Below are 13,490 nucleotides of genomic sequence, written 5' to 3'. Positions count from 1 at the left end.
AGCGCTTGCTACGGCCGGTTCTGTCCGATGACCCCAGCTCATCATGTAGCCCCCCCATGATGACACTTGATCGCGTGAACGCGGGCGGCCCGCGACCAACCCATCAAGCCGCGCGCACGCTAGGTGCGCCGAAGACAGACCAAGGTCGCACCCATGGACCACGGCGCCAGGGAGACCCTGACGGCTCCCCCACCGTGAGATCACGACCCTAGGTTTCGCCAGGTCAGATCCACGCTACCGGACACCCCCTGTTTCTCCGTGAATCTCGCTTGAGCCCACTCTGGCATGAGTCGGCTCCCCGAGCTCCCCGAGCTCCCCGAGGATCTTTCGCCGCGCAATCCGCGCAATCCGCAGAACCTGGCGGATTGAGGGACGGCGCGGTTGCCACTACTGGTCAGGGCCCCGCGCCCTCGTCGGGTACGGCGTGCTGGACAGTGCCGCACAACACCCCACCGCTGGCGCAACGAACATGCATCGTTGCAGTTCAGCGAATTATGCGGATTTCTATGGCATTGCGCGGCCCGGCCCCTCGTTCGAGGGCACGCTGCCCTGCCCTGCCCTGGAGGGGTTTTGTGGATTCTGTGGATTGCGCGACGGCTCATGGGGGTCGGTGGGAACAGCGAGAGCGTACGGCCCCCAACTCGACGAGACCAAGCTCTGGAGGGGCTCAGGGAGCGCCGTTCAGAGCAGGGGCACGGAAACTTTGGATGGGGGCGAGTCGATCTCGTCGGGGAGCCTCTGAGAGCTTGATCGTGCCCAATACGTGCCGAAGTCAGTGGTTCGAGATCACCTGCGTAAGGAGTCTCCCAAGGTAAACGGGGGTGCGCGCCCCGTTGAGAGTCGTTCACTGAAAAGCGGAAGGTCGGCGGTTCGACCCCGCCCCTGCCCACCTCTGAGCCTCTTACCTGCAGAAACACGGTCAGAGGCCCTCTCGTTTTCGGGTCCGAAGCGGCCTCAAGCGGATGTACACCGCTCGAATATCTTCCGCCTATCGATTCGAGCGGTCCAGGACCGAGAGCGCACCCAAACTGAAACCCCGACCGTGGCAAGCCTGACACCCCGCCGAGGACGGCTACCCCTCGTCGAACGTGAACTCGGTGCGGCCCGCCATCTGAACGTCCAACGCTCTTGGTGCACCGACGATGTGATCAGGACCTCGGTTAATCGCGATGCTGCAGTTATGGGAGTTGATCGGTGGGACCGCATGGTGCGTCGGCTACGGCTCGCAGGCTCATCATCAGCAGCCGGGATGTCAGGTGCCGGATACATGTCGGCTGTAAAGACGTAGTTGGTGTGGCGGTCGAGGCTGTGAAGCCTTGGTAGCTGTTCAGCCCGGCCTTCTCCACCATCTTCTCGTTGGCGGTTCGGAGGCGCGCCGACGCATCTCCGCATACCTGACAATCGAGTTTGGGCTCGCGGTCCTAACCCACAGGGGGGCTCCGACCATGATGCGTTCAGCGCCAGCGAGGCTTCCTCGAAGATCCCAGCGGTGGCCGTCTAGAATAGCGTCGGTGTAGATCTCGACCAGCCACTCACAATCTCTTGCGTGACCGAGTGTGTATCCGCGTGTCCAGGGCCTGTTCTCGTGCTCGGCGGTGTCGCCGGTGATGCCCTGACTGAGTGCGATCTTCAACGCCTCGACCGCACGAGATTCCTCGTCATCCCATTGAGAACTGTTCTGCCGGCCATGGCTCTGCAACAGTTCATCGATGGCCTGGCTTGCTGACGATGACCAGCCAACGTTCAGGGCATCGGAGCTGATGTAGCGGAAGAACGCCGCTCGGCGTCGACGCGTTTGGCGAATGCTGCGTTCGGCCAGTGGATCGGCCCGGTCTTAGCGGTGGATCGTAGGTCCTCCGCCAAGGCCGCGTCGCGGCTCCCGCCGGTCGAGCCGTTTACGGGTGCTTGCCCGCGTCGGACAGACACCCGGTGACCCAAATAGCGGTGTACTGACCGCCCCCTCCCGAGTCATGAAGGAACTGGCGTGCACAAGCGTCGCCCGCTGGCACAGGCAGCCACCCTCCGCACCACCACCGCCCAAAGCACCATGTTCCTGGCCGAGGTACCCCCGCGGCCCGTCCTGGCGCCTACGCGCCATCGGCAAAGGCTTTTCAGCGCGACCACGATTCCGGCAGCCGGACAGACACCCAGATAGCCAGGTCCGCGAACCATGCCTGGACTCGGCGACTCGCCAATCGAGCCCATGCTCCAAGTTACGGAACCCTGCCTTCTTCAGTTCGAGCCCAGAGGTATCCCGTGACCTCTCGCCGCTTCAAGCCAGGTGGGGAACTCGGAGAGGATGCGCTCGTAGAGTTCGCCGTCGCTGATTTCGGCGATATCGTCCACGGCGAAGAACCCAGCATTGTCGATGAGCCGTCCGCCAAGGGTGTCGAGTCTCTCCAGGATGCCGTACCGCCCGTGGCCCAAACCGATGAACTGCCAGAAGATCGGCCGGTTCGACGCCTCACGCAGCAGGCGGGCGATCTGCGCGTCCTTGGCCACGCCGCCGTCGGAGAAGAACAGCACGAGAACCGGTTCGCCCGGCTTGGCCTCGTAGTACGCGAGGATGTCCTGGATCACCTGGGGTTCGTTGTTGCGGCCGCCGATGTTGACCCGGCTCCCATCGAAGGCGACGGCCTCGTGCATGCGGACATTGTCCCGCGTCCACGCCTCGATCTCGGCGACCCGCAGCGGCGGCAGCCGCGCGAACTCCGTCGCGAAGATCCACGCATCCAGCGCGCCGTCGTCGTCCACCTGCAGCGCGATCGCCGCCATCCGCTCCACGATCTCGGCGACCACGCCCTCCTTGTACAGCCTGCGCATCGAACCGGAGGCGTCCAGTGCGACGGCCACCCGTGCCCGTACCCCGCTGATGCCCCTTTTCTCCAGCGAGACGCGGACGGCCTCCTTGCGCAACGAGATCCGCTTCCGCAAGTCGACCTCGGGCAGAGCGACCTCGACGGGCCGCTCATCGGTCACGTCCACACCGAAATCGGTGGCCAGGCCAGCGAGCCCAGTCTCCCACCCTTGCCCCACTGCGCGGATCTTCCACGCCCCCGCGCGCCGGTATACCTCCACGATGTCCACTACCGTCTCCCCCGCCGCCGCCGCTGGAGCCATGAATCCGCGCCCACCCCGCACATCGGCGCGCACCGAGAGGCCATCGAACGTTCCGGGCCCATCCACGCTGGCGATAATCGCGATGGTCGAAACGTCATCGGGAACCACGTCCAGGTCGACCATGACCCCGGCGCCGTCCAGCCACACGCCATCCTGCGCAGGATTGTTGAAGAAGACCAGATCATCGTCAGACCGCACCCGCCGGTCATCGCGCAGCAGCACCGCTGACACATCGATCGCCGTCCCCGCAGCGGTCACAGCGACCCTGATACGACCGCCGTCCAGCGTGGCGTTCTCGCCCTTGCGCAGCATCGACCGCCTCCATCTCGGACGTCAGACACCGAACACTACGGTCTGCCCGCCCCCCAGAACGCCACATTCGTCTACCTGCCCACTCCCGCCGACAGCGGCAGTGTCGATGCCTTTGCAGCGCCGATTCGTACGTAGTCGACCGGGCTCCCCACCGCCGTGGTCGAGTGGTGTTGTAATCATCGATCGGGGTCGCACTACATCCACGTGACTCCTGCATGCCCCCTTTTGATCACCAGGTGACCTCTCAGTGCAGGTAGCGGGCTGGCCGGGAATGCGAGGCACCCTTATCACAATGCCCTGCGGCCTTCACTTCCGATGGAGCCGTTTTCGTGATCGCAGCGACCCGCGCGGGCCCCAGTCCTATCCAGAGCTCGAAGGCTCGGAAGCTTCTCAGGGATCACCGCGCGGGTGGCTCGGACCACGACCGGCAACCCTGCCGTCTACGGCCCCGCGATAAAGCCCATCTGCCGGACTCGACCTGAACGCCAACCCTCCTGATCGGAACTTCCTATGTCTTCAAGGACGTCCCGCTTCGCGGGTCGCCAGCATCCGCACCCGGCTCTGCGAGCCAGGCATGCGACCTGTTCCGTCCGGCCCCACCCCGCGTTCGAGGATGTTGCCGCAGACGACCGCGCCGACGTGTCCTTACACAGCGATGCTTCGCGGAGCCCAATAAGCGGTCTGGTCGTCGCGGGGCTCTGGGCGGCCAATCAATCTGAGCCCCTTCCTCGGCAGACCAGTCAAAGCCACACCCAGAACCCCCGGGCCTCCCGATCGTACGAAGGACCAGGAAGACCACGCCTAGGAAGGTAAGGATGGACGAAAGCCATACCCAAGGCCCTTCCCTGCGAATGCCTGAGAACCACGTCCTGAGGCTAGGGAACCTGTAGGGGATGGGGACCATCTCCCGACGCGATGACCGTGACATAGGCGTCCAGGGGGATGAGTGCGACCAGGTCGCGGACGACGGACTCGATTCGGCCCGACGTTCAGTGGGTGGAGCGTCGAGCGGGGTGCCGAGATCGGCGATGCGGTCGGCGATCGGCCTTTTCAGGCCGAGCTTCACGAACTAGATTCACAGTCGTCCGCCGACGCTCCTGGGTTCCCTCTCGTCCGGACCGGGCCAGTCCCGCCGTTAGGGGCCGCTCATGAGATGGCCCGAAGCGTTTGATGGCATCCCGCTCGGTCGTGTTGATCGGGTGGATCGTGGCGTTGGAGGGGATCGTGAGGGTGGGCCTGTGGGCCGGCATGGTCGGTGGTTGCGGGAGGCTTCCGACGTTGTTCGTGTGCCGCGAGGGTGGGGACCGGCCGCGGGAGGCGGGCGCCCGCGTCTGGGCGGCGAGTCGTTCGGTTGCTTGGGAATGACTGGTCTGGGGGCCGCGGGAACAGGCTCAGATGTCTGACGGGTCTGTTCTCAAACCGTGGAGATCTGCAGGTTCGTGACTATGATCACCAGAGCGGTGCAGGCTGAGGTGCCCCGGGCCTTCCGGACAGGTCCCCAACTAGGGTTGGGAGAACTGGAAGGAAGGTCGTTGGCACGACAGAGGCGGTATTTCACCCAGGAGCACAAGGACGAGATCGTCCGCATGGTCCTGGATGGCCCACGCCCCATCGCCCATGTGGCCCGTGAGGTTGGGATTCACGACACCACGCTCGGCAACTGGGTCAAGGACTACCGCAGACGGCACGGTGGTGGCGCGGCGACCGGAGACTCCGGCGGCGAGAAGATGAGCGCGCGGGAACTTGAGCTCGAGCGGGAGAACCGCAGACTCCGCGAAGAGAACGACTTCTTGAAAAAAGCCGCGGCCTTCTTCGCGAGGGATCACCGGTGAGCGCCAAGTACGAGCTCATCGACGCGGAGAAGGCCACCCACGCGATCGTCGACATGTGCATCTGGCTGCGGGTGTCGCGGTCCGGGTTTTACGAGTGGCGCACCCGTCCGATGTCGGCGACTGCCGAACGTCGTGAACGCCTCAAGCCGGTGATCGAGGCGGTGTTCGCGGCCAATCACGAGACTTATGGGTATCGGCGGATTCACGCGGTGCTGGCTCGCTCGGGCGAGGAGGTCTCGCCGGAGCTGGTGCGGCAGCTGATGCGGGAGCTGGGCCTTCAGCCGGTGCAGCCGCGGTCGTGGCGGCCGGTCACCACCCAGGTGGGTGAGCCCAACGCGATCCCCGACCTGGTCTGCCGGGACTTCACCGCCGACCGGCCCGGTATGAAGCTGGTCGGCGACATCACCTACATCCCCCCTGGGATGGCTTTCTTTACCTGGCAACGGTCATCGACTGCCATTCGAAAATGGTAGTCGGTTGGGCGATGGCCGATCACTTCAAGACCTGCCCGCGGGCACCGAGTTCGTCCAGGACGGCATGGTGCAGCCGGGGCCATAGCCCCGCTTTGGTCCAGGCGGTGAACCGGCGGTGCGCGGTCGGCACGCTCACTCCGAACTCGCCCGGCAGATGCCGCCAGGCGCACCCGCTGGTCAGCACGTACACGATCGCGGTGAACACCGCTCGATCGTCCACCCCGGCCGTCCCGCCACCCTGCCGCCGAGGCGCGAACCCCGGCACAAGCGGCTCCACCAGTTCCCACAACTCATCCGGCACCAGCCGTCACGCAAGATCTGACGACACAATCCCGCATTATCCCGCAGGCCATCCACAACCCACATGAGAAACGCTCTTAATCCTGGGTTCGCGACTACCGCATTGCCGCCCATTGACCTCGATCTCGATAACACTCGCGACTCTGTGCTTCGACAGCATCAAATAACCGCTATCTCATTTCCAGGCTCAGGAACCGCAGGACAATTAGCACCACGCGAGCACCTTCCCTCTGGCTGCAATCCCAAATTGTCGACTCTGATAGACCAACCCGATCGGATCGCTCGCGCAGCTCGTGCCAAGCCTTTCGCACATCGGCAGATCAGTGCGCTCCAACCTTGAACTCCGACAGGTACCGAAAGTCGTGTCGACGCCGGTAATTCAGCTGGCGATGGTGTCCGAGACCGTTAAGGCTCGGTGGTCGCGCATGCTGGTACCAAGGGTCCGCATTTATTGATCCGAAACGCTTTGGGTTCAGGTTCGTTGGCAGTGCGTGAGTGAGCTGGTGGGTGATGCGCGGACCTGGTCGCCGGATGCGCAGGAGGCTGTGCGGTTACTGGCGGTGTCCGCACTGGTGGAAGGCCGGGACCGGGTAGATGTCGCCGCCCTGTTCAAGGTGTCGCTCAAAGCCGTGGACAACTGGTGGGCGAAGTGGCAGATCGGCGGCCGGGACGCACTGCTGTCCCGCCCGCGAGGCCGCCGCGCGGGGGAACACCAGGCGCTGTCGGAGGCCGAACAGGCCGCTGTGCGGCAGGCCGTCCTCGATCACACCCCCTCCGGGCTGGGGCTTTCCGGTCAGCTGTGGACGCGGGGGCTGATAGGCGAGCTGATCTTCAAGCTGTACGGGGTCCGGTTCACCGAGCCCGGGGTGGGCAAGTACCTCAAGCGGTGGGGGCTGACCTTCCAGCGTCCGGACAAGCGGGCGGTCGAGCAGGATCCGGAGGCGGTCCGCGTGTGGCGCGAGGAGACCTGGCCAGCGATCCGGGCCCGAGCGAAGGCGGAGAACGCCGAAGTCCCTGTTCGCCGACCAGGTCGTGGTTTGCTCGGACCAGGTCACCGGCCGCACCTGGGGTGAGCAAGGAAAGACTCCGGTCGTCCGTCGCACCGGGAACCGGTTCTCCGTGAACGCGATGTCGGCGATCAGCACCCGCGGCCGGATGCACTTCATGGTCTTCACCGGGTCGTTCGACGCGAAGGTCATGTGCCGGTTCCTCGCCCGGCTCGTCGGGCACTTCCACCGGAAGGTCCACCTGATCGTCGACCGGCACTCGGCCCACCGCTCCAAGACCGTCCGGGCCTGGCTCGCCGACCACAAGGACGAGATCGAGCTGCACTTCCTGCCTTCGTACTCACCCGAACTGAACCCGGACGAGCTGGTCAACTCCGACCTCAAACGTAGCCTGCCCCACACTCACCAGGCCAGGAACCAGGCCGAACTCGCCGCCGAAACCCGAAGGTTCTTCCACCGCCGACAACGCCAACCCCACGTCATCACCGGCTACTTCAAAGCCCAGCACGTCCGCTACGCCCTCGACGAGTGAACCCAAGACGCTTCTGATCAGACGGCGCTCGATGTCAAGCACACTTGACATCGAGCGCGGCGCCTCGTAGCGTGTCAAGTGTACTTGACACCACACCGGGGGATGGCACCCGTGCAAACGCATAACGAGATCAAGGCGAGCGCTCGGCTCGTGCTATGGACACTCGCCTGGGCGGCGACCCTTGCCCTGGCCAAGTTCGGCCCGCAACTCCTATGGGATCCACCACAGCGGGTGGCGAGCTGGGCCGCCGTTGCCGTCAATCTCGCCGTCGGCATCGGCTGGATCGTCGCCTTCACGCGTTTTCTCCGCGCGCTCGATGAGCTGCAACGGAAGATCACGCAGGATGCGCTGGCGGTCACCCTCGGCGTGGGATGGGTCCTCGGATTCGCCTATGTCGTTGCGGACGCCGCCAGCCTCGTCACCCGCGACGTCGATATCGCCGTCCTCCCTGCGCTCATGGGAGTCGTCTTTATGGTCGCCTTCGTCGTCGGCAAGATCCGATACCGATGAAGAACCGCATCACCGGCCTTCGCGCCGAACGGGGGTGGACGCAGGCGGACCTGGCTAAGCGTACGGGCGTGTCCAGGCAGACGATCAACGCCATCGAGACAGGGAAGTTCGACCCGAGTCTTCCCGTCGCCTTCCGTCTCGCCAAGCTCTTCGACCTGAGGATCGAAGAGCTCTTCCTCTACGAATGGACCCAAAGCGTTTTTGATCAATAAGTCATGAATTGTGTGACGCCTAGGCGCATTTGAGATGCTCGTCGCCTTGAGTAGCTGCCACCATGGGAGGTTCGTCCGCGGTCATTCGGTGATCGCCCTGTCGGTTTGGAGCGAACGCACGGTCAAGGGGTGTCGGCATGCAGCCCCACTTCTGGCACACTTCAAACCGTTCGACACCGAGCAAAGGCTCATGTACGGCTACAGTTGGCCTCTTTCTCGGATATCGGTCTGACCATTACCGATCGCCCGGAGACGCACATGCGCAAGCACGGCAGCGCTGGCTCGCGCAGGCCGATGACGTTCCGCGGGCCGCGGCGACAGCGGGGCACGGTCGGGCAGGCGGCCCCTCTCCGAGGCCCATAAACGAAGCGCGGTTCGGTCGCGCTCGTCACGTTCTACGGCGTTCGGGAAGGAATCGATGGCGGAGAAGCAAGCCGGGCCGTACCCCATAGCTCATTTGCACCGTGCGGTGCAGTTGGAGATCGCGGCGATCCTGCACGACGACATGACGAATGCCGAAAAGGTGTCGCTGCGTGACGGTCGACTCGTCCAGCAGTCCGGCGCCGAGCGGGAGTACCTGTTCTCCTGCAAGGGGTGGAAGGAAGCCTTCGGCGGCAAGGACCTGCTGATCCGGACGTCTCGGTCCCGTGGCCCGTGGGAACGCGCCGAAGCAGCACGGTCACCGGACGGGAGGATCCGGGTGACCACCGAGGCTGACCTGGGTACCGCGCCGACGAACGCGCAACTGGTCGAGGACGACACCGCGGGCCTCGTGGCGCTGACCGAACGGCTGGAGCAGTTGGGTGCCGGCGCATCGACGATGAATCTCACCGCCTCGGGGTGGCTGGTCGGTCAGGGCAAGCCGAAGATCAGCCGGTGCGCCGACACGGAACGATTCGTCCCGGGGTATCGGAACCGCCAGCTGAACACTCGGCAGCGACGCGCCGTGGAACAGGCGCTCGGCAGCGAGCTGACCTTCGTTTGGGGACCGCCGGGCACCGGGAAGACCGAAGTGGTCGCGAGCATCGTCGAGGGCTGCTACCGGCAGGGCCTGCGCGTGCTCTTTCTGGCGCCCACGCACGTCGCGGTCGACCAGGCGCTGCTGCGGGTGTGCGACCTTCTGGCCCGGGAACCCGAGTTCGACTCGGGATTGGTTCAGCGCGCCGGGGACATCGCCGTAGCGTCGCTCGCCGAGAAGTACGGGGAGCAGATCGACCGGAGCCGCATCGCCGACAGGCTGGCCGCCGAGCTGGACGCCGAGATCACGCGGGTCACGATGGAACTCACCGCGGTACGCGGGGGCATCGCCCGCCACGAGGAGGCGGCGCGCACCACCACCGAGCGCCATGAGCTCGGGCGGCGGCTGGCGGCCACCGGCCAATCCGTCCTCGATGCCGAGGCGGGAGTGAACGCTGCCGCCGGGCAGATCGCGCGGGTCCAGGAGCTGATGGCCCAGATCGGAAGCCCTTCGGGGCTGTTCGCCCAACGCAAGCAGGCGAAGCTGGATGCCCTCGACAACGAGCTGTATCACCATCGCCATACGTGGGAGGCCTGCTCGCAGCGACTCGGAGCCGCTCGGGCGGACCATCAGCGTTGCGAAACCGAACTGGCCGCCATCGACTCGGCCTTGCCCAGCATCCTGGCCCGAGTACAGGGGCTGGCTCCGGTGGAGCGGCTGCGGGAGGACGCCGGCCTGCTTCAGCAGCGACTCGACGACCTGCAAAAGGAACGCCAGAAGATCGCGGACACGGTGCGGAGCCGCTGTCGGGTGCTGGGCACGACGGTGTCCAAGGCAGTTCAGACCCGCCGGCTGCTGGACGAAGTCGATGTCTTGGTTATCGACGAGGCGGGGATGGTGAACCTGCCGTCCGCCTGGTACACGGCAAGCCTCACCCGCAAGCGGGTCGTGCTGGCCGGTGACTTCCGGCAGTTGCCCGCCGTCACACGCGGTTCGAACAACCGCAAGGCACCGGCCCAGGACACCGAGCACTCGCGACTTTGGATGGACCGGGATGCGTTCCACGCCGCCGGGCTCGTCGATCCGCAGGGCGGCGCCCGCGTCGGCGACTCCAGGATGGTCGCGCTCAACGAGCAGTACCGCATGCGCCGGGCGATCTGCACGGTGGTGAACGAAGTCGCCTACCCGGACGCGCCGCTGCTGACCGGCCGGCAGGAGGGGACGCGGCTGCCGCCCTCACCCCTGATCGAGGGCCCGCTGGTGCTCATCGACACCTCCAGCCGGGTCCCTGACCGGGGAAGGAGGAACGCCCACACCACCAACGCCGTCCATGAAGCCGTGATCCACGAGCTGATCCGGGGCTTGCAGTACGACACGGTCCTGTCCGCCCGCAAGCACACCGTGCACGCTGAAGGGGAAGGACCGGCCGACCGGCTCGCCGTCATCTGCCCTTACAAGAACCAGAAGAAGGCGCTGAACACGAGCTTGACCCACCGCTTCGGCGAGACCTACGACGGTGTGGTGGACACCGTCCACCGCTTCCAGGGAAGCCAGCGCCCGCTCGTGGTGATCGATACCGTCGCGGGAGCCGGCGACCGGCTCGGCTACTTCTACGAAGGTGTCGGGCTGTCCTCGGCCACCTGCCGGTTGCTGAACGTCGCGCTGAGCCGCGCACAGGACCATCTCGTCCTGGTCGCCAACACCGAGTTCATGCACCGCAGGCTCAGCCCCGCAAGCGAGGCCGCCCGAATGCTCGGGTACTTCGAGAAGCACGCCCAGCGGCTCCCGGTCGAGGAACTCGTCCCGGTGCGCAACGCAGCCGACCTGAGCGGCCTGGACCCCGAAGAACTGGCGCGGCCCGCGTTCTTCCCCGCTGACGAGGTCTCCCGCGGCGTCGAATGGGACATCGCGCGCGCCCGTCGCAGCATCGACATCTACTGCGCCTTCCTCTCCGCGAACCCGGTGAGGTACTGGCTCCGGCGTCTCGAACCGCGCATCGCCGCCGGCGCGCGTGTGACCGTGCACACGCGGCAGCACGAACCCGGCACGAAGGAGGCCGACCTCGTCGCGACACTGCGATCGGCCGGCTGCCTGATCGAGGCCCGCGAGCGCATGCACGAGAAAGTCCTGATCGTCGACGACACCGTCCTCTGGCACGGCTCCCTGAACCTGCTGGCCCATGGCGGCTCGACCGATCTGATGATGCGGATTACCGACCCGACGTCCTGCGAACGCGTGCGGCGCATCGTCGACCGCGCCCGCATGGACCGGCCCGCCCGCTCCTGGCCCTCGACGCCCCATCAATCCGCGAAGACAGCACCGGCAGATGGGATCTCCCCCGGCGACGTGGTCGACGGCCGCCTCTACCTGCGCGTTCCATACGAGGAGAAAGACGAGGCCAAGCGTCTGGTGCAGGCGAGATGGGACCCCAAGCACCATCTCTGGCACGTCGCTGCGAGCGTACCGAGGACCAGCCTGAGCCGTTGGCTTCCCGAAGGCCCGTGACACGCGCTGGCGAACCCCTTTCAACGAGGCTTGCCGATCGGCCACAGGGCAGTAGCCGGTGCGCCTCCGCCCGAGGGGAGGGGCGTGGGTACAGATCTTCGTTCTGCTTGTGCCTGTCGTGACCGGTTTCATCTCGGAAGCTCCGAACTGGTCAGGTTCGTACCGAGGGGCTGCCCGCTGAAGGGCGATCCTGTGACTGCAGAACCCTCGTCCTCCAAGTTCTCAAGTCACACATGAAGACGTGCCGGCAATCCGCGCGACCGGGGCAGCAAGCCTTCTGCGAGGCTTGACCGCCGTACGCATTGGGTAGCAACCATGTGACGCAGCGCGCTAGCCTGAGGTTGAACACAATCCGCTTATCGACTTCTCGCTCGTGAACGACCTGGGTTTTCGCAGGTCAGTACAGCGCTCAGGCGTTGTGACCTGAAAAGCGGAAGGTCGCGGTTCGACCCCGCCCCTGCCCACCTCTCTCGCCAGCGAAAACGCCCGAAGCCAGCTGGCTCGGGGCGTTGTCTTTGACGGCAACGGACGTCCTTCAGAGGCGGACGGTCGACCATCAATATGAGCTACAGGTTATATTGATGGCGTGCCCTGGGACGTCATCCTCCCCGGTCGAGAGCTGGTTCCTCAAGCTCTGCGAGTCCGATGTGGACACCGCAGCCTTGATCGAACAGGCCATCGACAGGCTGGCCGCCGTAGGGCCAACGCTGGGACGGCCGCTCGTCGACACCCTGGAACACAGCGAGCTGCGCAACCTCAAGGAGTTGCGGCCCGGCAGCAGCGGGAGGTCCGAGATCCGCATGCTGTTCGTCTTCGATCCTGACCGCGCCGCGATCTTCCTTGTGGCCGGAGACAAAGCCGGGCAGTGGTCCCGGTGGTACGACCAGGCCATCCCACTGGCCGAAGCCCGCTACGCCGATTACCGGGCCGCAAAAGACAAGGAGGCCGGACGATGAGCACCGGACGCCGGTGGCAGGACATCAAGGCCGAAGCTCACCGCCGCAACCCCGAACTGGCCGACCCCCAGCGGCAGGCCCAAGCCCGTGCTGAACTGGACGCCTATGTCGCCGGCCACCACCTCAAGGAACTTCGCATGGCCATCGGCAAGACACAAGCCGAGGTCGCCCAGATCCTCGGCGTCTCCCAGTCCCGCGTCTCCCAGATCGAGAACGGCGACCTTGAAGCCATGGAACTGGAGACACTCCGCGCCTACGCCACCGCACTCGGCGGACACGTCGACATCACCGTCAGCGTCGGCCCCCACTCCATCAAGGTCGCCTGACAGCACCGACCGGTGACGGCAACCCTGACGGCAACGTCACCGCACGGCGCCCACCACGGGTACACGCCGGGCACCGTCTGACCTCGGGTGACGGGGTGGGCGCAGGGTGGTTGCTACTTCTGAAAGCGGAAGGTCGGCGGTTCGACCCCGCCCCTGCCCACACAGGTCCTCTGACCAGTGAAAACACCGATAACGGGCTGATCACCACCGGTGTACACCGCTTGAACAGAGGAAAGCTATCTCCCGATGGGTACCGCCCGCACGCGGCGACCGAAGGACCTGCGAGCAGGCACCTTCCAGCCCGCGATCGACTCGTTCACCCTCCACCTCAACGCCGAGGGGAAGTCCCCCAAGACCGTCCGCACCTACGCCGAAGCGGCACAGTGGTTCGCGGCCAAGCCCTCCAATCGGGTCTGAGTGGCGGGGCGGGTGGCGCCGGTGTATTCG

12 protein-coding genes and 1 tRNA gene are annotated in these 13,490 nt (G+C 65.5%); 11 read left to right on the top strand and 2 right to left on the bottom strand.

Translation table 11 applies throughout. The features are described from left to right. Positions 1 to 2,232: 2,232 nt before the first annotated feature. Positions 2,233 to 3,432, bottom strand: coding sequence for a VWA domain-containing protein (locus AMA02S_RS32195; RefSeq protein WP_067466023.1), 1,200 nt, complete (start codon positions 3,430 to 3,432; stop codon positions 2,233 to 2,235). Positions 3,433 to 4,964: 1,532 nt separating this feature from the next. Here AMA02S_RS32195 and AMA02S_RS32185 point away from each other — a divergent pair. Further along, the gene (locus AMA02S_RS32185; RefSeq protein WP_067466017.1) at positions 4,965 to 5,264 is read left to right on the top strand and encodes a transposase; all 300 of its coding nucleotides are present in this window, start codon (positions 4,965 to 4,967) and stop codon (positions 5,262 to 5,264) included. Beyond that, the gene (locus tag AMA02S_RS32180; RefSeq protein ID WP_067466014.1) at positions 5,261 to 5,737 is read left to right on the top strand and encodes an IS3 family transposase; all 477 of its coding nucleotides are present in this window, start codon (positions 5,261 to 5,263) and stop codon (positions 5,735 to 5,737) included. Before AMA02S_RS32185 ends, AMA02S_RS32180 begins: the two co-directional genes overlap by 4 nt. A 19-nt stretch (positions 5,738 to 5,756) precedes the next feature. Here AMA02S_RS32180 and AMA02S_RS32175 read toward each other — a convergent pair whose 3' ends face one another. Next, entirely contained in the window at positions 5,757 to 6,038 is a 282-nt protein-coding gene (locus AMA02S_RS32175) for a transposase (protein ID WP_084265826.1), read from the bottom strand. A 490-nt stretch (positions 6,039 to 6,528) separates the two neighbouring features. Here AMA02S_RS32175 and AMA02S_RS43665 point away from each other — a divergent pair, with 490 nt between their 5' ends. The 9 genes from AMA02S_RS43665 (at position 6,529) to AMA02S_RS43065 (ending at position 13,460) form a co-directional block, all read left to right on the top strand. After that, entirely contained in the window at positions 6,529 to 7,110 is a 582-nt protein-coding gene (locus AMA02S_RS43665; protein WP_218005191.1) for a helix-turn-helix domain-containing protein, read from the top strand. Further along, positions 7,070 to 7,576, top strand: coding sequence for an IS630 family transposase (locus AMA02S_RS43660; protein WP_218005190.1), 507 nt, complete (start codon positions 7,070 to 7,072; stop codon positions 7,574 to 7,576). The genes AMA02S_RS43665 and AMA02S_RS43660 overlap by 41 nt, the downstream gene beginning before the upstream one ends. Positions 7,577 to 7,678: 102 nt before the next feature. Beyond that, positions 7,679 to 8,086: a hypothetical protein gene (locus AMA02S_RS32165; RefSeq protein WP_067466011.1), complete on the top strand. Its 408-nt coding sequence runs from the start codon at positions 7,679 to 7,681 to the stop codon at positions 8,084 to 8,086. Continuing rightward, entirely contained in the window at positions 8,083 to 8,298 is a 216-nt protein-coding gene (locus tag AMA02S_RS32160; RefSeq protein ID WP_067466008.1) for a helix-turn-helix transcriptional regulator, read from the top strand. The genes AMA02S_RS32165 and AMA02S_RS32160 overlap by 4 nt, the downstream gene beginning before the upstream one ends. Positions 8,299 to 8,716: 418 nt before the next feature. After that, positions 8,717 to 11,761 carry an AAA domain-containing protein gene (locus AMA02S_RS40830; RefSeq protein WP_157430948.1) on the top strand — a complete coding sequence of 1,015 codons (3,045 nt, stop codon included), beginning with the start codon at positions 8,717 to 8,719 and terminating at the stop codon, positions 11,759 to 11,761. A 581-nt stretch (positions 11,762 to 12,342) separates the two neighbouring features. After that, positions 12,343 to 12,717, top strand: coding sequence for a type II toxin-antitoxin system RelE/ParE family toxin (locus tag AMA02S_RS32150; RefSeq protein ID WP_067466005.1), 375 nt, complete (start codon positions 12,343 to 12,345; stop codon positions 12,715 to 12,717). After that, positions 12,714 to 13,043 (top strand): helix-turn-helix domain-containing protein, encoded by a 330-nt coding sequence (locus AMA02S_RS32145; RefSeq protein ID WP_067466002.1) that lies wholly within the window; start codon positions 12,714 to 12,716, stop codon positions 13,041 to 13,043. The genes AMA02S_RS32150 and AMA02S_RS32145 overlap by 4 nt, the downstream gene beginning before the upstream one ends. Before the next feature lie 92 nt (positions 13,044 to 13,135). Then, positions 13,136 to 13,203 (top strand) — tRNA-Ser (locus AMA02S_RS42305). Positions 13,204 to 13,289: 86 nt separating this feature from the next. Next, positions 13,290 to 13,460: a hypothetical protein gene (locus AMA02S_RS43065; RefSeq protein ID WP_169806921.1), complete on the top strand. Its 171-nt coding sequence runs from the start codon at positions 13,290 to 13,292 to the stop codon at positions 13,458 to 13,460. Positions 13,461 to 13,490 lie beyond the last annotated feature (30 nt).

This window comes from Actinomadura macra NBRC 14102, assembly GCF_001552215.1.
Lineage (GTDB): Bacteria > Actinomycetota > Actinomycetes > Streptosporangiales > Streptosporangiaceae > Spirillospora > Spirillospora macra.
Note: the sequence above shows the minus strand (reverse complement) of the source record. Positions and strands in the feature narration are given on the sequence as shown.

What these genes read in the sequence shown, in the direction of transcription:
- AMA02S_RS32195 (WP_067466023.1), bottom strand. Translation starts at nt 3,432, where the DNA reads ATGCTGCGCAAGGGCGAGAACGCCACGCTGGACGGCGGTCGTATCAGG.
- AMA02S_RS32165 (WP_067466011.1), top strand. Translation starts at nt 7,679, where the DNA reads ATGGCACCCGTGCAAACGCATAACGAGATCAAGGCGAGCGCTCGGCTC.
- AMA02S_RS32160 (WP_067466008.1), top strand. Translation starts at nt 8,083, where the DNA reads ATGAAGAACCGCATCACCGGCCTTCGCGCCGAACGGGGGTGGACGCAG.
- AMA02S_RS40830 (WP_157430948.1), top strand. Translation starts at nt 8,717, where the DNA reads ATGGCGGAGAAGCAAGCCGGGCCGTACCCCATAGCTCATTTGCACCGT.
- AMA02S_RS32150 (WP_067466005.1), top strand. Translation starts at nt 12,343, where the DNA reads ATGGCGTGCCCTGGGACGTCATCCTCCCCGGTCGAGAGCTGGTTCCTC.
- AMA02S_RS32145 (WP_067466002.1), top strand. Translation starts at nt 12,714, where the DNA reads ATGAGCACCGGACGCCGGTGGCAGGACATCAAGGCCGAAGCTCACCGC.
- AMA02S_RS43065 (WP_169806921.1), top strand. Translation starts at nt 13,290, where the DNA reads ATGGGTACCGCCCGCACGCGGCGACCGAAGGACCTGCGAGCAGGCACC.